This is a genomic window from Parabacteroides massiliensis (genome assembly GCF_900155425.1).
In the GTDB taxonomy this organism is placed as follows: domain Bacteria; phylum Bacteroidota; class Bacteroidia; order Bacteroidales; family Tannerellaceae; genus Parabacteroides; species Parabacteroides massiliensis.
This window is the reverse complement of sequence record NZ_LT700189.1, coordinates 486862-505901: the sequence shown is the minus strand read 5'-3', so window position 1 is coordinate 505901 and position 19040 is coordinate 486862. Positions and strand designations below refer to the sequence as shown.

The 19040-nt window shown below is 49.7% G+C and carries 14 protein-coding genes; all 14 read right to left on the bottom strand.

Annotation, left to right across the window (positions count from 1 at the left end; all coding sequences use genetic code 11):
• Positions 1 to 10: 10 nt before the first annotated feature.
• On the bottom strand, positions 11 to 1060 hold the full coding sequence (locus tag BQ9893_RS02120) for a polysaccharide biosynthesis protein (RefSeq protein WP_075964529.1): 1050 nt from the start codon (positions 1058 to 1060) through the stop codon (positions 11 to 13).
• A gap of 25 nt (positions 1061 to 1085) precedes the next feature.
• Positions 1086 to 2144 (bottom strand): NAD-dependent epimerase/dehydratase family protein, encoded by a 1059-nt coding sequence (locus tag BQ9893_RS02115; RefSeq protein WP_075964528.1) that lies wholly within the window; start codon positions 2142 to 2144, stop codon positions 1086 to 1088.
• A gap of 3 nt (positions 2145 to 2147) precedes the next feature.
• Complete coding sequence (locus BQ9893_RS02110) at positions 2148 to 3449, bottom strand: nucleotide sugar dehydrogenase (protein ID WP_075964527.1); 1302 nt, start codon at positions 3447 to 3449, stop codon at positions 2148 to 2150.
• Positions 3450 to 3464: 15 nt separating this feature from the next.
• On the bottom strand, positions 3465 to 4388 hold the full coding sequence (locus tag BQ9893_RS02105; RefSeq protein WP_244155032.1) for an endonuclease/exonuclease/phosphatase family protein: 924 nt from the start codon (positions 4386 to 4388) through the stop codon (positions 3465 to 3467).
• Between the two features lie 36 nt (positions 4389 to 4424).
• A complete protein-coding gene (locus BQ9893_RS02100) occupies positions 4425 to 4715 on the bottom strand; it encodes a nucleotidyltransferase domain-containing protein (protein ID WP_075964525.1) in 291 nt (96 codons plus the stop codon).
• Positions 4716 to 4746: 31 nt separating this feature from the next.
• Positions 4747 to 6669 (bottom strand): polysaccharide biosynthesis protein, encoded by a 1923-nt coding sequence (locus BQ9893_RS02095; protein ID WP_075964524.1) that lies wholly within the window; start codon positions 6667 to 6669, stop codon positions 4747 to 4749.
• Between the two features lie 1045 nt (positions 6670 to 7714).
• Positions 7715 to 8602: a beta-propeller domain-containing protein gene (locus BQ9893_RS02085; RefSeq protein WP_075964522.1), complete on the bottom strand. Its 888-nt coding sequence runs from the start codon at positions 8600 to 8602 to the stop codon at positions 7715 to 7717.
• A gap of 33 nt (positions 8603 to 8635) precedes the next feature.
• Positions 8636 to 9508: a 3-hydroxy-5-phosphonooxypentane-2,4-dione thiolase gene (gene lsrF, locus BQ9893_RS02080; protein WP_075964521.1), complete on the bottom strand. Its 873-nt coding sequence runs from the start codon at positions 9506 to 9508 to the stop codon at positions 8636 to 8638.
• Positions 9509 to 9619: 111 nt separating this feature from the next.
• Positions 9620 to 10234 carry a DAK2 domain-containing protein gene (locus BQ9893_RS02075; RefSeq protein WP_075964520.1) on the bottom strand — a complete coding sequence of 205 codons (615 nt, stop codon included), beginning with the start codon at positions 10232 to 10234 and terminating at the stop codon, positions 9620 to 9622.
• A 7-nt stretch (positions 10235 to 10241) separates the two neighbouring features.
• Positions 10242 to 11258, bottom strand: coding sequence for a dihydroxyacetone kinase subunit DhaK (locus BQ9893_RS02070; RefSeq protein ID WP_075964519.1), 1017 nt, complete (start codon positions 11256 to 11258; stop codon positions 10242 to 10244).
• A gap of 41 nt (positions 11259 to 11299) precedes the next feature.
• Positions 11300 to 11614 (bottom strand): hypothetical protein, encoded by a 315-nt coding sequence (locus tag BQ9893_RS02065; protein ID WP_075964518.1) that lies wholly within the window; start codon positions 11612 to 11614, stop codon positions 11300 to 11302.
• Between the two features lie 72 nt (positions 11615 to 11686).
• A complete protein-coding gene (gene ccsA / locus BQ9893_RS02060; RefSeq protein ID WP_075964517.1) occupies positions 11687 to 14122 on the bottom strand; it encodes a cytochrome c biogenesis protein CcsA in 2436 nt (811 codons plus the stop codon).
• 132 nt (positions 14123 to 14254) lie between these two features.
• Complete coding sequence (locus tag BQ9893_RS02055) at positions 14255 to 18250, bottom strand: SUMF1/EgtB/PvdO family nonheme iron enzyme (protein ID WP_075964516.1); 3996 nt, start codon at positions 18248 to 18250, stop codon at positions 14255 to 14257.
• 29 nt (positions 18251 to 18279) lie between these two features.
• Positions 18280 to 19038 (bottom strand): cupin domain-containing protein, encoded by a 759-nt coding sequence (locus BQ9893_RS02050; protein WP_075964515.1) that lies wholly within the window; start codon positions 19036 to 19038, stop codon positions 18280 to 18282.
• Positions 19039 to 19040: the final 2 nt, after the last annotated feature.

The following is a 19040-nucleotide window of genomic DNA, read 5'->3' as shown; positions in this document are numbered from 1 at the left end:
ACTTCGATTATTACTGAATGAAGTTGCCTTCGCCACTTAATTCTTTCTTGATATAGTCTAACGATGCAATCTTTTCTTTCGTTTCCTCAAGACTAAGAAGATAGGCATTATTGGAATTAAACTCATCAACTTCGGAACGTTTCGTATCACCTTCCTTAAAATACTTGTCGTAGTTCAAACCGCGGTTGTCAGCCGGGACACGGTAGAAGTTACCCATATCTTCTGCTTTGGCACATTCTTCTTTTGTGAGCAATGTTTCGTACATCTTCTCGCCATGACGGATGCCAATGACCTTGATATCCTCTTTCTTGCCCCCGAACAACTCGCACACAGCTTCTGCCTGAATTTGGATGGTACAAGCAGGAGCCTTTTGTACAAGGATGTCTCCGTTCTGACCATGTTCAAAGGCGAATAGCACGAGGTCTACGGCTTCTTCCAGAGACATGATGAAACGAGTCATTTTCGGTTCGGTAAGGGTTATAGGATTACCGTTGCGAATCTGGTCTATCCAAAGAGGGATGACAGAACCACGGGAACACATGACATTGCCATAGCGGGTGCAGCATATTTTTGTCTTACCGGAGTAACGGCTCTTAGCTACTGCTACCTTTTCTTCAATAGCCTTGGAGATACCCATGGCATTGATGGGATAGGCTGCCTTGTCTGTCGAAAGACAGATTACGGCTCCAACGCCTGCTTCGATGGCTGCGGTCAAAATATTGTCTGTACCGATTACATTCGTTTTTACTGCTTCCATCGGGAAGAATTCGCAACTCGGAACTTGTTTCAATGCGGCTGCATGGAATATATAGTCAACACCCGGCATTGCGTTACGGCATGATTGAATATCGCGTACATCGCCAATAAAGAACTTTATCTTGTTTGCAACATCCGGATACTTGGACTGATATTCATGACGCATATCGTCTTGTTTCTTTTCATCACGTGAGAAAATACGGATTTCACCGATATCCGTACGAAGAAAACGATTTAATACTGCATTACCAAAAGAACCTGTTCCACCGGTAATCATAAGGGTTTTGCCTGCAAAAATGCTCATTGTTTTATATTTCAATTGTTTAACTTCATTTTTTATAATACCGCACATACCACTCGGTAAAATGCCTCAAACCTTCCCTCAGACTTGTGTTTGGTTTAAAACCAAAGTCTTGCTCCAAAGGTGTTGTATCTGCATAAGTTACAGGTACATCGCCCGGCTGCATTGGTACAAGTTCTTTATGTGCTTCAAAATCGTAGTTTTCGGGAAGTACTCCTGCACGGACAAGCTCTTCTTGGAGGATGGTTACAAACTCAAGAAGGTTTTCAGGGTGGCTGTTGCCGATGTTATACACTTTGTACGGGGGTATTGGCAATCCATCTTCACCATTCTGCTTTTCAGGAGCGTGCTGCATTATGCGGACAACGCCTTCTACGATATCATCCACATAGGTGAAGTCGCGTTTGCAATTGCCGTAGTTGAAGATCTTGATGGTTCCACCTTTTACGAGTTTATCGGTGAAGCTGAAGTAGGCCATATCGGGACGGCCGGCAGGACCGTAAACGGTAAAGAAACGCAGACCTGTTGATGGTATGTTGTATAGCTTAGAGTAGGCATGAGCCATTAGTTCATTGCTTTTCTTGGTGGCAGCATAAAGAGAGACCGGGTTATCGACCTTATCGTCTGTTGAATAGGGCACTTTCTTATTGCTGCCATACACAGATGAAGAAGAGGCATAGACGAGATGTTCCACTTCGTGGTGACGACAGGCTTCGAGTATGTTGTAGAAGCCTATGAGATTGCTTTGGATATAGGCATCGGGATTAGTGATGCTATAACGGACTCCTGCTTGGGCTGCAAGATTCACAACAACTGCAATATCATTTTCCGTGAATATCTTTTCCACTACGTCTTTATCGGCTATAGATGCATGCACAAATGTCCAATCACAATTCAAAGACTCGATTTCTTTCAGGCGTTCATATTTGATGTTGACATCATAGTAGTCGGTGATAGAATCTATACCGATAACTTTGATGTGCTGAACATCCTGGAAAAGACGCTTGACAAGGTTGCTACCGATAAAACCGGCGGCACCTGTCACAAGGACTGTCTTGCCTTCAAGATTTACATTATACTCTACCATATCTTAATCTCTTCTGAAAATATCTCGCGTATAGACTTTACTTTCCACATCTTTCAGGCAGTCGTCAAAACGATTGGCAATGATGGCCTTGCTCTGTAGCTTGAATTCATCAAGGTTGTTAACGATTTTACTGCCAAAGAATGTGGTGCCGTCTTCAAGGGTCGGCTCATAAATGATCACTTCCGCACCTTTTGCTTTGATGCGCTTCATGATACCTTGAATGGCTGACTGACGGAAGTTGTCCGAATTGGATTTCATCGTCAAACGGTATACACCGATGACACAATTCTGTTCCTTGCTTGCATCCCACTGACCGTTTTCAGCATAATATCCCGCCTTACGCAGCACTGCATCTGCTATGTAGTCCTTACGGGTCTTGTTGGATTCCACTATGGCTGACATCATGTTTTGGGGGACGTCTTGATAGTTGGCGAGCAATTGTTTCGTGTCTTTGGGTAAGCAGTAGCCGCCGTAACCGAAAGATGGATTGTTGTAGTGCGTTCCGATACGGGGGTCAAGGCCTACGCCTTCGATGATTGCTTTTGAATCCAAACCTTTCATTTCGGCGTATGTATCCAATTCATTAAAATAGCTTACGCGAAGGGCAAGGTAGGTGTTGGCAAAGAGTTTGACGGCTTCGGCTTCTTTCATTCCCATAAAAAGCGTGGGGATGTCTTCTTTGATAGCGCCTTCCTGCAAAAGAGAGGCAAATATATGGGCGGCCTTTTCCAGTGCCGGGATATCGGCTACGGCTTTGATCGCTTCGTTCTCTTCTCCAAACTGATCGTTGCTGATTATCTTGGGTGTGCCTACAATTATGCGGCTTGGGTAAAGATTATCATAGAGTGCTTTGCTTTCGCGGAGAAACTCCGGTGAGAACAGCAGATTGAACTTCTTTATGCCCTTGCTTGCATACTTGACATACAGGCTACGGCAATAGCCTACCGGAATGGTGGATTTAATCACCATGACGGCATCGGGATTGACACTTAACACCAGATCGATCACCTCTTCGATATGGTGGGTATCAAAATGGTTCTTGACAGGATCGTAATTGGTAGGTGCCGCTATCACGACAAAGTCTGCATCGCGATAGGCTTTTGCTCCATCGAGCGTGGCTGTCAAATTCAATGGTTTTTCAGCCAAATACTTTTCAATATACTCATCTTGAATCGGTGATTGCTTATGATTGAGCATATCCACTTTCTCAGGTATAACATCCACGGCCGTCACTTGATGGTGTTGAGCCAAAAGGGTCGCTATACTAAGACCTACATAACCTGTTCCTGCTATTGCAATTTTCATACAAAATAGATTTAATTAATTCATTATTCCTTTCCAAACAACCATATCATGGTCGCTATAAGATTTTTCCGGGGAGTAGCATTCATGGCCTTTTAACGGTTTCGAATAGAAAACGTAGTCGATGCGCCAGAGTTTGTATAACTGCCGGAATGTGTATTGGTAACCGCTTCCGCAATCACGGAAACCGTCTGTCAGGCCTTTTCGGATCTGACGGTAGGTGTAGGAAGCGGGGGTGTCGTTGAAGTCGCCACAGACAAGGACCGGATATGGGGAGCGTTCGATCTCGGCGTGGATCGAATCGGCTTGATCGGCTCGTTTCCGGTAGTTGTCTTTCATTTTATGAATCAAATCTTTGGCGGCTTTGACACGGACTTTCAGGGTCTTGCCGGGGGCGGTGATGGCTGTCTTTACCTGATGGATCGGATAGCGGCTATAGATCGCTACGGGCGAATGGTCCGTGCGCCGGCTGATAGACCGGTAGGGTGCATAGGCAAAGGCTTGCCGGATGCTGTCCGGGTGGTAATAGCCGTTATCGGGGGCTTCCTGGAAACAGATGATATCGGGTTGCTGCTTCTTGATATAAGCGGCGGCTTCGTTCATGGTGTACTTTTTGTTCCAATAGAAATGGCTGGCGTTGTAGGTGACTACGGTCAGCGGGGTTCCTTCTTGTGGGACGGCAGCCGGTCTACTCCAATATGGGGGTTGATAAACGGCTGACAGGTATTCTGCGTGAAGCAGGACCGCCAACAGTGGGACTATGCTTTTCCATTTCTTCTTGGTGAATAATTGTATCGGCAGCAACAACAGGTTGCCTGCCAATATCGGCCAAATCGACAATGTCAGAAAGGATAGCCAGATACATACGCCATCGGCATAACAGCCTCCGAGAAAACAGAGGATGGACAATACCGCAAAAAATGTAAGCAGAAAGTTATTCAACTTTTTCCAATCAAGGCTATCGGGCTGAATTCATTGTCATAACAAACGTATTCCTGTTGTTTGGGCTTCTACGGTGACGGCGGAGTTTTCGTAATCGCCGATTATGTCGATTTTCTGATCGCCTAATGTTTGCTTCAGACGGGCTTTCATCCGAATACGGTCCAATATTCCTTTTTTAGGGGATTCTGTCCGGATCAAGAGATCGATATCGCCTCCTCGTTTCGTATCGTCGGTACGGGAGCCGAACAGGTAGACGGATACATCCTCGCCATAGATTTCTTTGGCAATCCGGACTATGGACTGTATTTCTTTCGAATTTAAACGCATTCAGAACTCTTTTGTGACAAAGATAAGGATTTTATTCTTTGTCGAGAGCTTCGTAGACTGAATTCTTGCTTTTGAACTCGGGGACGATTCCTTTCATCATTCGGACGGTGCCCATCTTGTCGACTCGGACTGCAAGATCGATCAGGGGGGTGATGACCGTGCAGATGTCTTCGTAGTCGTATTCGCGGACTTGGGCACGGAAGATCTTTTCGTTTTCAGTAGGCAGGGTGTTTTCTTTGGTTGCCAAGAGTTCTTCGTAGAGCTTTTCGCCCGGACGGAGGCCGGTGTATTTGATCTCGATGTCTTTACCGGGGACAAGGCCGGCAAGCTCGATCATGCGGCGTGCCAGGTCGGCTATCTTCACGGGAGTCCCCATGTCGAACACGAAGATTTCATTGCCTTTGCCCATAAAGGCGGCTTCCAGGACCAGACGGCAGGCTTCGGGGATCGTCATGAAGTAGCGGATGATGTCGGGATGGGTGACGGTCAGGGGACCGCCCTTTGCCAACTGCTCGCGGAAACGGGGTATGACGGATCCGTTGCTTCCCAAGACGTTACCGAAACGGGTGGTGATGAAGCGGGTCTTACCGGGGTAGCGGCCTTTGCTGATGGCGACGCTCAAGCTTTGCACGTACATCTCTGCCAGGCGTTTGGAGGCACCCATGACGTTGGTCGGGTTGACGGCTTTGTCGGTCGAGACCATGACGAACTTCTCCACTCCGTATTTGACTGCCATATCGGCCACGTTGCGCGTGCCGTAGACATTCGTATGGACGGCTTCGCAGGGGTTCTCTTCCATCAGGGGCACATGCTTGTAGGCGGCTGCATGGAAGACGATCTGGGGATGGAAACGCTGGTAGACGTTCTCGACACGGTGGATCATGCGGACATCTCCCATGACGGGGACGAACTCGACATCGGGAAATTTTTCTTCCAGTTCCAACCGGATGTTGTGCATCGGGGTTTCGGCACTGTCGAACAGAACCAATTGCTTCAGGCCGAACCGGCAGAGCTGACGACAGAGCTCGCTGCCGATGGAACCGGCGGCTCCGGTGACCAAAACGACTTTGCCTTTCAACGAATTGGCGATCTCGGTCATGTTGATGCGGATCTCTTCGCGTCCTAACAGGTCTTCGACACGGACTTCGGGAAGGGAGTGCAACTGTATCTTGCCTCCACGGAGCTCGTCGACGGAGGGCAGGAGCAACATGCGGATCTTCTTCTTCTCGCAGAAACGGACCAGACGTTCGCTTTCTTCTTTGACGACCTTATAGTCGGTGAAGAGGATGGCCTTGATGTTATAGCGGTTCATCAAGCGGTTGAACTCGGCCTGGTCGGAGATGAAATAGACTTTATAGTTGCCTATACGCATGGAGATCCGAGTTCCGAAACGGAGAAAGCCTTCAACCTGGTAGGATGAGTTTTCGCGTAAGAACGCTTCGTTCAAGAGTGACGGATAGGATTTATCATAGCCGAAAATAAAGATTTTGTCTTTGCTGCGGGATGTCATGCTGCTCACTACGAAGGTGTAGGCGGTAATGAGGAAGACACGGAAAATCGTCAGGATAAAGAAGGTGAGAAAGAAATCGATGATGCTTCCCAACAGGAAACCTCGGAAGGTGAAAACATCGGTTATCAAAAAGAGGGTCGGCAGGATGGTCGCTCCTTTCAGGGAAGAGGCCATGGCGATACGCCCGGTCTCGGTGAAAGCAGAGTGACGGATGATTCCTTTATAGGTCTGGCATATGAAAAAACTGACAAGGCTGCAACAGACCGATGCCAGGAATACGCTGAATACTGTCTGATTTGAATAATCGCAATCTAAAATGTAACTGATCAGAGCCAAGGATGTGACGGTCGAAAAAACAGAAAGGAACAGGTCTATCAAAAGAATTACCCATCGGTTAATGTACTTTTCCCGCGTCAGCCTCGATAATAAATAGTTGATTTTCATATGATTAAAGTATTAATAGTTCCACACGAAAGCTCGTCAGTCCCATTAATGGGTAACGTACTTGACTTACTTTGGCACCAATCTACCGAGATAAATGTCATTAAATCGTTTAGGAATTGTGATATTTTGTGCATCCCGCACAAAATATCATAGGCGGAAGAACGCCTATTTCGGACGACAAATAACATTTTTATTTCAGTAAGACAAAGATATTTAAAATCTTCGATATTCATTTTTTTATAATCTTAACTGCCTAATTGATAGGCAGTACCAGTATATTTCAAAAACATATGATAATCACGTGATAATCCAAATTTAAACTTATATTCACAAGAATATTTTTCTTTTTATCACAAGCGGATACATACCGTTTTTCACCGATCATATACCGATTGATTATCTTTCTATATTGAAAAAGTTTTATTTCAATTTTTATTTAGATCATTTCTAAATAAAATTATTCCGCTTGCTCTTTATTCTGCCGTTTGAAAAGGAAAGATGATCGTTTTTGCTTTTTTCTTTGTTAACCGTTTTCGGTAAAACGCTGATTTTAAACTAATTAACATTCAATCTGCCCCATACAAAAGTCCGTCAGTCCCATAAGAAATGAAGACATAACGTTCTGACTACATGAAGATTAAGCATCTTCAAAATGACTAATGAAAACGTACGTTTTTTTTAGTCATTTTATTTATAAAAGATTGTTAACCGTTGGTTTTCAAGAAACGACGTCTTGCCGAATCGATCTGATTGATAAACAGAAAAATAAAAGACAAACAAAGTTTTCTGATTTCAAATATTTTAAGTATATTTGCTCCGTCAAAATGACTACCGAAAACGTACGTTTTCGGTAGTCATTTTTTTATGGGAATTCCGGAGGGGGAAGCGGTTTCGTTTTTCTTTTCGGGGAAGCGGGAAGAGAAAGGGATCATGTGCAGATACGAATTAGGGCGGTATCGTCAAAACGTACTTGTCTCCCACGCTGACGCGGGAACAAGGCTGTTTTGACAACACCGCCCTGAAAAAGCAAAAGAGAAGGTCTTCTTTATTCTATCGTGCTAATCGTAGAAATCATACCGAACTTTCCGTTGTCGTTCAGACTCCAGATAACTTCTCCTTTATCGTTGATCTCGAATACCTGGGGGCTCTTGGCCTCTACGGCATTCTTGTCGTGTCCTTGCCAGTTGCAGACGTACAGGCCGCCATCCTTTGCCGGAAGCAGTCCGGCAACGAAGAACAGGCGGACACCATCGATATCGTTTTCACCGAAGCGACGGGCCACTTCGCCGTTGTCGAGGTTCACTTCCATCAAGGAATGACCATCGCCACAGGCTACCCAATAGTTACCGCCGTCCAACTCCAATGTGGTGAAAGGCGTTCCTTCGAGGCGGGTGATCTTCACCACTTCGCCTTCAGGAGAGAGCTCGCGCACGTCGGAGGTGGCAAAGAGGGGCATCAGGTAGTTGCCGCGGGCATTCTTGTTCAGCTGGCGGAACTGGGCGTGCGGATGGTCGATGCCTGTCTCGTATTCGGTACGCGACAGGATATCGCCTGCCGGGCTCACTTCCATGATAACGGCCGGATGGCCTACCCAACCCAAGAGGTAGTTGCCGTCGGGCAACACGCGGGCGGTCTGCATCTCGCAGGTATCGGGGGCGGCAATGTTCCATATCTCCCGGTGATTGCGGTCGATCAGTTTCGCTCCTCTGGCATAGGCGAAGAGGATGTTTCCGTCGGGGGTGGCGACTGCCGAGTTGCATTCCCAGCCTTTTTCAAGGGGATGCTCCCACTCTATCTGCTTGGTGTCCTTGTCGATGATCACGATCTTGTTCCAGCCGGAACCGCCCAACAGCAATTTTTCTGTCTTCTTCTCGCAAGAGGTAGCGGTCACCAACAACAGTGCGGAACAGAGGTATGTAAATAGCTTATGCATACTTAATAATTTATCAATGAGTCGATCGGCTCATCATTTCTGTAAATCCTTGAACATTTCGAAACCCTGTTCAGGTGTCAGGCCTTCGTGAACGACAGCGTGGACGGCTTGGATCATCGCGGCCGGGTTTTCACTCTGGAAGACGTTGCGTCCCATATCGACACCGGCTGCACCGTCGTTGACAGCGTTGTAGCAGAGTTCGAGTGCTTCCTTTTCGGGCAGTTTCTTTCCGCCGGCGATCACAACGGGAACCGGACAGGAGGCGGCTACTTTCTCGAAGCCTTCGCAGTAGTAGGTCTTCACGATGGAGGCTCCGTTTTCGGCACATACGCGTGAAGCGAGTGCGAAGTAGCGGGAGTCGCGTGCCATCTGTTTGCCGACAGCCGTCACACCCATGACGGGGATACCGTAGCGGTTGCCCAGGTCGACTGCTTCGACAAGGTTGGCTGCCGTGAGGGCTTCCTGTTCGCCGTCGCCGGCAGAGAACATGACGGCCATGGCGGAGGCGTTGTAGCGGATCGCATCTTCGATATCGATCAGGACGTTGCGGTTCAGCTCGGTCAGGATCGTCGAACCGGCATCCGAACGGAGGCAAACGGGTTTGTTGATGTTAGCGGGAATGGAAGTCTGCAGGATACCGCGCGTACACATGATACAGTCGGCATACTGCACAAGGGGAACGATGTTCAGGTCGATACGTTCCAAACCTGAAGTCGGACCCATGATGAACCCGTGGTCGAATGCCAACATGACGGCACGGCCCGTTTTCGGGTTGAAGATACGAGAGAGGCGGTCTTTCATACCCCAAGGGAGGTTGGAAGCGCCTTTTACATGAAAATTGTCAAATTGGGTAGTTTGTCCGAAGCCGAAGTTATTCGCTTCTCTGAACCCATCCATATCTGCCATAGAATTTATGATTTATGATTTATAATTTATGATTTATGATTTGGGAATTTACGATTTATGATTTATGATTTATGCGTCGGTGATAAATCATAAATCATAAATCATAAATCTTTACAGTGCTTGCGCGAACGATTCGAACATGCAGCTCCAGGAGGTGGCACCGCTATCGGCATAGCCGATGGAGCGTTCGCCGTAGTTGCGGGCACGACCGAAGTTGGCTTTCATCTCCACGGTCGAAGCTGCACCGGCAAGGGCGGCTTTCGCACCGGCTTCGAGGATCTCCTTGATGTCGTCCGAAGGACAGGCCTGGATCGCTTCGACGGCAGGAATCAGGGCGTCCATCATGGTCTTGTCGCCTTTCTGGGCTTTCGTCTGTTTCTGCACGTTGGCAAGGCCGCCGGCAAACATGGCTTTCACTCCGGCTGCATCCAGCTCCGTTCCGGAAGCATGGTCGCTCATGCCGAGGAAGAAGGCGCCTAAGAGCGTACTGGTGGAACCGCTTACCTGCAACATGACGTCAAAGCCCATGTCGTTCAGCATGGCTTTGAATTCCGTCCCTTTCTTGGCCGTAGCCACGATGGCGGACATGGCGGTCACGATTGCCTGGCCGTGGTCACCGTCGCCGATGACAGCGTCCAGTTTAGAAAATTCGTCTTCGCGCTCCTTGATATTCTTCAAGGCGGTGTCGAGCATCGCCTTGAAGTTTTCGATTGTCAGTTGTTTCATATTTTGTTTATTTACCGATTGTTGTCCAGTAAGGTGCATCAGCACGTTTGTTTTTCAGATAGTCGATATGGTCTTCGTCGAGGATGGCCATGATCATCTGGAAACCGGCCTGTTCCTGTACGGTCAGGATTTCCTGGATACGGCTCACGACAACCTGAAGGCCGCGGGCTTCCAGTTCTTTGTAGGCTTTGCGGAAGATGATGTTCAGTTCCATGTGGGTAGTCGCTCCCACGCCGTTGATGATAAGCATCATCTTGTCGCCGGCTTTCGGTTTGAGCTGTTGGCAGAGCAGGTCTACCATTTCGGCTGCCGTAGCGTCGGCCGATACGAGCGGTTTCTGTCCGCCACCGCCTTCGCCGTGCTGTCCCATACCGATCTCCATGATGCCCTGGGGCAGGTCGGTGATCGTTCCGCCGTTCTGCGGATGCGTGCAAGAGCGCATGGCTACGGCCAAGGTAGCGACGTTCTTGTTATAGCGTTCGGCAATTTCGACCAGTTCGTCCAGAGTCTTGCCTTCTTCGGATGCAGCGCCCAGGATCTTATACAAAGGAACGCATCCGGCCAGGCCACGACGGTCGTTGACATCGGCGTCGATACCGGCACTGATATCGTCGTGGGTCAATACTTGTTTCACTTTGATGCCGACACGTTCTGCCAACTGGCAAGCCATGTTCGCACTCATCACGTCGCCGGAGTGGTTCAGGACAACCAGCAGGATGCCGGCTTCGCGTTTCATCAGTTGCAGAGCCTGGAACAGGCGTTGTGCGCCGGGAGCGGCAAAGATATCGCCCACAACGGAGCAGTCCAGCATGCCTTCGCCTACGAAGCCGCTCAAGGCAGGTTCGTGGCCGGATCCGCCCAACGTTACGATAGCCACTTTGTCTTCGCTCTTCGGATTGGCACGTACGACGATGTTCTCGCCTCCCAACTTAACCTGGTCCGGATAGGCCAATACATACCCTTCCAACAATTCGGGGGTTATCTGTTCGGGATCATTTATAAATTTTGTCTTGATGTCTGACATGGTATTTTCCTCCTTTATTTAATGTTATTAATATGTCTCTCTTATTTGATCTCCATGATTTCGATGGCGATGCCTTCTTCTTCGATGAATGCGATCGTCAGGTGTTCGTCGCATACAGCCGGGGCGAAGATCACTTTCTTGCCTTTCAGTTCTTCTTCCAAAGAAGGAACGACATAGGCGATGTGTCCTTGTTTCTGTACCAGTTCGGGCAGGCAGCTTCCTTCTTCGAATTTCAGGAATTCGATGCGGTTCGGGCTTTTGTTGTAGTCTGTCAACCAAACTTTCAAACCTTCGTTATACACTGCTCCTTCTACTTTTTCTGTCGTTACGATACCGACGTGATTAAATGTTCTCATGACTAATTAATTTTAAGTGTTTGTATTATATTTGTTTGTTATCAGTTCTCTCAAATCCAAAACCTCTATGTTTTACATCTTTGTTTTCCATTTCCTGTAGGAAAGGACAGCCAGGATGACGACTATTCCCAAGGCGATATAAAGATAGGTGAATATCCCGTTCACGTTATCATTTTGACCGTATGAATGCATTCCGCTCAGGAAATAGTTGACCCCGAAGAAAGTCATCAGCACGGAGGCGAACGCAACCACGGACGCCAGGTTGAAGAGCCACAGGCTGTACAGGCGTTTCACCAGGTGGAGATGGGTCACCACGGCATAGACGACCATCGTGATCAACGCCCAGGTCTCCTTCGGGTCCCACCCCCAGTAACGGCCCCAGGACTCGTTTGCCCAGACGGCTCCGAGGAAAGTGCCGACGGTCATCAGGGCAAGCCCTATCCAGAGCGCCATCTCGCTCACGATGCTCAGTTCGGTGATACGGGCTTTCAATATCTCTTTGTTCTTCTTCCCGGTAATGGACATCATCACCATATCGGTCAGCCCGATCAGGCAGCTGATGCCGAAGAAACCGTAAGCGGCGACAATGACTGCCACATGGAACATCAGCCACGGCGATTTCAGGACCGGGACGAGCGGGTTGATCTCCGGGTCCATCCAGTTCAGGCCGGACACGAAGAGGATGATACCGCCGAAGAGGGTGGCCAGTGCGAGGGTGATCGTGCTGCGACGCACGAACAAGAGGCCGGCGAGGACGGTCGCCCACCCCACGTAGACCATCGTCTCGTAGGAGTTGCTCCAGGGGGCATAGCCTCCGATATACCAGCGCATCCCCATACCGAACATGTGGTAGTGGAAGACGACCAGCACACCGATCCCTGTCAGCCAGGCGGCAACCTTCATCCAACGGCTACGGCGGAACAGCATCGCGAAGGACAGGACCAGCAGGAGCCCGCCCAGGACCAGGTAGCCGATCTTGCAATAGCGGAAGACATCCATCCTGTTATACTTCAACTCGGTCTGCATACGCTTCGGACTGATATCGAGTGTCTTGTTCTTGGCTTGCTGGTAGGTGTCGATCATGCCGACCACTTCGTCGGCTTTCGCCCAGTCGCCGCTTTTCAGGGCTTCCTGCACTTCGCCCAAATACCACTCGAAGATGCGGGAGACGAACATGGAGTCTTTGCCGCTGAAGGCGGAAAGGTCGTCGCCGGGTGCGTACCATTTATGGTTCGGATCGTCTTCTTTGGGGAAGAGGTTCAGCATCTGGTAGTTGATCAGCTGGTGGAAGATGTTCAGTTGTTCGTCCAGTTTCATCAGGTCCTTGTCGAAGCGCGTGCGCTGGGCAGGCATCTTGTTGTAGGCTTCTTCGAGCTTCTCCTGCAGCTTGTAGTTGCCGTTGTCGTCGAAGACCTGGATATAGGCGCACTCGCCGTCCGTCAGGCCATAGCGGGCTGCCAGTTCGGGATTGGAGAGGGCGATAAAGGGAATGCGCATCCACATATCCGGCATCGCCAGGAGGCTCAGGAGGAACTGGTCGGAGTTGAGCTTGCCGATCTTGTCCGACTTATGGAGCTTACGGAGAATCTCGGAAGAGAACGTGTTGACCGGCATCATACGGCCGTTGCCCGACTGGACCGGGAGGGCGCCGAAGCGGGCGGCATGTTCCGGGCTGACCGCATATTTCTGCACGGCATCGAGCATCGGGGATGTTTTTTCTTTTGCTCCCGCTTGCATCGAAACGGCAAGGAGGGCAAGCAGCACGACCGTCACGCCGGTCGCTTTGCGCAATTCTTTCAGGCGGCGGCTCTGGCGCATGAAGCGGGAGTCCTTGCCGACCAGACAAAGGATCAGACCGATGAGCAGCAGCAGATAGCCTGTATAGGTGATGTTCCGTCCTGCCACGTCGCGGTTGACGGAAAGGATGGTCCCGTGTTCGTCCTGGTCGTAAGAGGCCTGGAAGAAGCGATAGCCTTTTACATCCAGCACGTTATTCATAAAGATGCGTTCTTCGCGGTCCTTCCCGTCCACATGGACGATCACTTCGCTCTCGTAGGAAGAGGGACTGGCGGAACCGGGATAGCGGGTTAAGGTGAATTTCTTCAGTTCAACGGAAAAAGGCAGGGTATGGAATGTCGTGTTATCGGAAGTGCGGACAGCGATCCGGTCGCTTGTCTCTCCTTCACGCAGATGCAGGATTCCTTCTTCGCCGAAAAGGAAAGAGGTCAGGGCGCCGAGAAGGATGACGATAAAGGCGAAATGAGTCAGCATCAGTCCCCATTTGCCACGTTTCAGGTATTGGTGTTTGAGGGTGGCCGCGATGAAGTTGACGACCAAAAGGAATTGGAGCAGGAAAAACAGGGGGGAATAATAAACCATTGCTTTGGCAGCTGCTGTACCGTGATACTTTTCGATGAAAGTGGCAACGGCCAGGCCAAAGGCATAGATCAGTAACAGGACGATCGTCGTTACGAAGGAGGAGAAAAATCTTTCAAGATTTGTTTTCATTTACTTTTTTATTAGAGTTCACAGATGCGGCAAATGTACGCAGATTTATCGTTTGACGGAATAATCTGTGGCAATCTGCCACATCTGTGTTCTCCTTGGGTTGATAGATATTATCTATACATCATTTATTTATCAATCTTCAATGATCATACGGAAACCGACATTGAACACACGCTGGTACGGGTAGTAAGCCTTACGCGTGTGGGAAGCGGCATATTTCGGACGGTCGATATAAGAACCGCCGCGGGCCACCTTGTATTCGGATGTCTCTTTCGTCTTCTCATTATACGGATACGATACATAGTCGGAACGGGTCCATTCGGCTACGTTGCCGTGCATGCTGTACAGCCCGAACGGGTTGGCTTCGTATGCCTTGCCGCCCACCTGGACCAGGTTGCCGTCGTCTACGCTCTCTTCTTTCGGAAGGAAGGTATAGTATTTGTACCACGGGTTGGTCTTCGACATCGGCTGCGGGTCTACACCGTAAACGGCGAACAGCAGCGTTGTCTTGTCGGCCAGGTTGTCCTTCTTGCCGAAGTCCGTGTGCATGTCGCCATACCAGAAGTCCTGGTCGCTACCTGCACGGCAAGCCCATTCCCACTGTGCTTCGGTCGGAAGCGTGATCTTGAGGCCTGTCTTCTCGCTTACTTTCTGGCAGAATTCCATAGCATCGTTGTAGCTGACACGGATCACAGGCTGTTCGGGTTTGTTGGCCGGATAACCTTGGTTCACGTGGTCTTTCCACTGCTGGTCCACGAAACGGCTATCGTGATCCGGGAAGACGGTCTGGAACTGTTCGTTGGTCGTCTCCAGTTCAGCCATCCAGAAGCCTTTGCTGATCTTCACTTTGGCTGTCGGATAGGCATCGGGTTCGCCATGATAGCTACCCATCACGAATTCGCCGGCAGGAATACGGACGAAGTTCACCTTCACGCCCGGAGCGATCTCGACCACCTTACGGGTTTCAGGTTCCTTAGCCAGCATTTCTTTGATCCGGTCAGGACCGAACGGCCAACCTTTTACCTTCACGGTCTTTTCCTTCACCGGAGCGGCCTTTTCAGGCATTTCCGGAGTGATCGGGCCTTGCTTCTTCAGATAGTCGGCATAGTCGGCGATCTCTTTCTTCCAGTCTACACCGGCTCCGTTGGCATACTTGTCGGTCAATTCCTTACGACGTTTGATCTGGTCGAATCCTTTATAAGGAAGCTCGGTCAGGACGTTTGCATTGAAGTAACCTTTGTCGGGAGCGTTGTAGTCGATCCAGTTGTAGAGCGTCTTCCATTCCTTGTCGGTCAGTTTCACGTTGTGGTGGCCTTTCTTCAGCAGGCGTACCAATTCGCTCGTGTTGGGATGGTATTCGTAGGGCTGCAAAACAACCATATCGCCTTCACCACCCTGACGATGCACGTACGGGTGCAGATTCAGATAAGATGTGCCATAGCCCAACTTGTCTTTCTTTCCGCCACGCAGGTCGAACGCTTTTCCTTCACCGTTATGGCAGGCGATACATGCGCGATCCAGGATCGGCTGCATTTCCAGGTCGAACGTGAAAGAACGGGTTCCGCCTTCGGGCAGAGTCAGGGTTGACGGGGCTTTCTGCGAAGCGGTCACACGCTTCGGCATCGCGATCGAGTTCTGGTCTTCGTGGCAACCGATACAGGAGACCACTTCGCCCGGCTGGCCTGTCACCCAGCTTCGCATCCACTGGATGGCGACACCATCCTTATCCAACGGCTGGATAGAGATCGGCGTATTGGCAGGAGCTTTGAAGATCACCGAACCGTCTTCTTCGACAGGAACCGTTCCCAAGATACGTTTGATATCCCATCCGGACTGGATCCCGTGCCAGTTATGGTCGGACTTCGTCTTCACATAAGCATATTCGTAGGCATGCAGGCGCAGGGACTTGACAGTTCCGCGAGGAATTCCTTTCAGGCCTTCGCCTTCGTAAATATCCTGGATAAAGAAGGTGGCTTCTTTTTCGTTCAGCTTCACACGGTCGGGAATGGACGGAGGTGTCTTCGTCTTCTGTACCAGGATCGGGCTGATATAGCCTTCGCCTTCAGCCTGCATCAGACAGGTCACGTTGTCGTAGACATCGACCAGATAAAGTCCCCACAAGGCATGCGGATCCAACTTGGCTGCCACCAGGAAGTATTTGTCGTTCAGCGGAGTCGGTTTGACGAACTGCGGCCATACGTCATCCACCAGCCGGTCTTTGATCTCTTCCTTGACCGGACGGTTGCGGTAAGGGATTTCCTGTACCATGCCGGCAGTGCTCTTACGTCCCTTGGTCGGGTCGAAGACGATCAGACGGCCGGAACGTGCCACACCGTGGTGGCCGGAGATGATGCCGACGAAAGCCGAACCGTGGCCGGGCAACGGCTGCACGTCGAACGTACTGTTCGGGAACATCGCACCGCTGCCGTAGAGAGCTTTGTTTTCCGTTCCGTCAGGGTTCATGTGCATCACGATACGGGAATAATAGTGGGTCAGGTCGGTGTACTCCCAACGGGTGTACATCACGCGGCCGTTATTCATGATGACCGGGTTCCAGTTGGCATCCTGGTCGAATGTCAGACGGCGCATGCTCTTGTCCTTCGGGTTGTAGAGCACCATGTTACCGACCGCATCGCTACCGTTCACACAGGGAACGCCCTGGTATCCGATATTGGAGATGGCGATCACACGGCCGTCGGGCAGGTAAGTTCCATCGTAGAACTCCAGATCCGGCTCGTCGTTTTCCACAAGCGGCTTGAAGCCTGTTCCATCCAGATTCACTTCATAGATGTTCCAACGCCTGTCGTCCTGTGTCTGTGTGAACATCACGCGGTCTCCGTTCCAATGCAGTTTGAGGTCGGCGATGGACGAACCGTTCTTCGGTTTGTAGACCTGGCGCATCTGTATATCGCCACGCAGGTTGGAGAGTTCGACGATCTCGGCATCGAAACCGGAACGGCCGGCAGACTCCTGGTTACTCCAGTTGTTGGCCTGCGTACCCAAGGAAGGTGTCATGATCTGGTGGGCTTTCGAACCTACTTTGAAGCGGGCAGCCACGATCTTGTCGGCATCCAGCAACGGGTTGGCGAGCAAGATGGCACGTTTGCATTCCAACGCTTTCTTGGCATCGGCTGTGGCCTGTTCGTCTCCGTTATAGATACCGTTGAAACCTTTCTTCTCGAGACGGACCAGCTCGTTCAGCATCGGTTCATATTTGGCGGCATCATAGCCTTTCTGCTTTTTCATATCGGCAAAAGCCAATTTGACGGCTTCCACGTTCAGCCATTCCAAATCGCACTGAAGCGTATACACGTCCTGTACTTTCTCTACCAGTTCGAGATATTTATGTATCTGCGTGTCGAGATCTTTTTCGTTATCGATCTGCTTGGCTATATTCGAATAGTACGCTCCGTCCTTCAACCGGGAGATCGCATTATCCGCAGCCTGTTTTTCAACAGAAGCATCCGGGGTGATCAACCAGGTGTCCAGGCCGTCCAGCACGGCACCCAGCATCCCGATCTCTTCCGGATATTTAGCATTCAGTTCTTCTGCCACAAAAGTCGGAACCGTATTCAATGCCTGGAAGAATACGCTTCCGCCGCTCGACGTGTCGTCGATACCGACTTCGGCTTCAAAACGGACATACTGGCCACCCACCGGATACACTAACGTACCGTTTGCATGGCAGAACACACCGTGTTTGTATTCCTTTCCGGCAATCACGATCTCATGATCGTATGCGTTCGTGTTCATCTTGGGTTTCGCCCAACCTGCAACACCATATTCGTAAGGAACTTCGTCCAACCATACGGCTGTACCATCGGCTTTAATCAAACGGGCATTCGCCCATACCGCCTGGTCGTAGTCCGTACCGTCGGGACCTCCGGCTGTCACAAGCACCAGTTTATCCACCCCTTTCAGGTCTACCACGAAGGGCTCGGCTTTCGCCTTGTGCTTCATCCAAGTAGAGATGACGGGCATTCCGGATTTCTTCAGTTTTGCCTGCAATTCCGTTTTAGCTTTGACTGAGGCATCAATCCACGTTTCCGCCTTCTTCTGTTTGGGTCCGGCAGACACCATGACAGAAGAGGACAGAAGGAGTGATACTAATAAATAGTATTTATTCATGTAATAAATTATAAGGTGTTATTACTTAATTATAACGCAGCTTTTGTGTTGGTGAAACGCAAGCCATCATTATCATGGTAGCATGCCCATTCATCAACAATAGCACCTTCAGGACCAGCCATCATAAAGTGGAATGATTCCAATTTTTTCAAGCGAAGAACATCACCTACATGCTGTACGACGAAGTTTTTGCTCTTGATCGCACCGTGAGTAGCAGGAATGGCAGGAGCATTAGGAGTCTCGTCGCCAATTTCAGAGAAGTTGTATACCCATCCCTTTTCAACCATCCAGGATTCATGTTTAGCCGGGAATTTAGTCTTTACATGTGCATGTTCGGGGATCATCTGTCCCGGAAGCAGGTAGATGGCGTGAGCGAAGTAGCCATATTCAGGATCGTTGATCCAGAAGATACCACCCATACCTACGTTTTCAAAATCGCCCAGACCGAAATCTGTCACCCACATGTCCTTAGCCATCAGTTCGGTGAAAGGAACATCGTAAAACGCGAACATGTCTTTCATTGCTTCAATAGCAACATCCTGTTGGAACTTGCCGTCTTTGTAGAAGTCGGCATTCGTGTACTTCTTTGAATACTTCATTTCTTTATTATTTTTACAGTTAGCATTGTTGTTACAACCCTTATTGTTGCCACCGCACTGTTCGGTGCATTCTCCTTCGCCTGCAGACGAGCAGCAGGAAGATTCGCCGGTAGATGTCTTACCGCAACATGCAGCCATAGAAAGCAAAAGCGCTCCCATAGCGACTGATTTCATCAAATTCTTTTTCATTT

Bases quoted from the DNA above. Each gene is read 5' to 3' on its own strand.
- BQ9893_RS02120 (WP_075964529.1), bottom strand. From the start codon at position 1,060: ATGAGCATTTTTGCAGGCAAAACCCTTATGATTACCGGTGGAACAGGT.
- BQ9893_RS02115 (WP_075964528.1), bottom strand. From the start codon at position 2,144: ATGGTAGAGTATAATGTAAATCTTGAAGGCAAGACAGTCCTTGTGACA.
- BQ9893_RS02110 (WP_075964527.1), bottom strand. From the start codon at position 3,449: ATGAAAATTGCAATAGCAGGAACAGGTTATGTAGGTCTTAGTATAGCG.
- BQ9893_RS02100 (WP_075964525.1), bottom strand. From the start codon at position 4,715: ATGCGTTTAAATTCGAAAGAAATACAGTCCATAGTCCGGATTGCCAAA.
- BQ9893_RS02095 (WP_075964524.1), bottom strand. From the start codon at position 6,669: ATGAAAATCAACTATTTATTATCGAGGCTGACGCGGGAAAAGTACATT.
- BQ9893_RS02085 (WP_075964522.1), bottom strand. From the start codon at position 8,602: ATGCATAAGCTATTTACATACCTCTGTTCCGCACTGTTGTTGGTGACC.
- lsrF (WP_075964521.1), bottom strand. From the start codon at position 9,508: ATGGCAGATATGGATGGGTTCAGAGAAGCGAATAACTTCGGCTTCGGA.
- BQ9893_RS02075 (WP_075964520.1), bottom strand. From the start codon at position 10,234: ATGAAACAACTGACAATCGAAAACTTCAAGGCGATGCTCGACACCGCC.
- BQ9893_RS02070 (WP_075964519.1), bottom strand. From the start codon at position 11,258: ATGTCAGACATCAAGACAAAATTTATAAATGATCCCGAACAGATAACC.
- BQ9893_RS02065 (WP_075964518.1), bottom strand. From the start codon at position 11,614: ATGAGAACATTTAATCACGTCGGTATCGTAACGACAGAAAAAGTAGAA.
- ccsA (WP_075964517.1), bottom strand. From the start codon at position 14,122: ATGAAAACAAATCTTGAAAGATTTTTCTCCTCCTTCGTAACGACGATC.
- BQ9893_RS02055 (WP_075964516.1), bottom strand. From the start codon at position 18,250: ATGAATAAATACTATTTATTAGTATCACTCCTTCTGTCCTCTTCTGTC.
- BQ9893_RS02050 (WP_075964515.1), bottom strand. From the start codon at position 19,038: ATGAAAAAGAATTTGATGAAATCAGTCGCTATGGGAGCGCTTTTGCTT.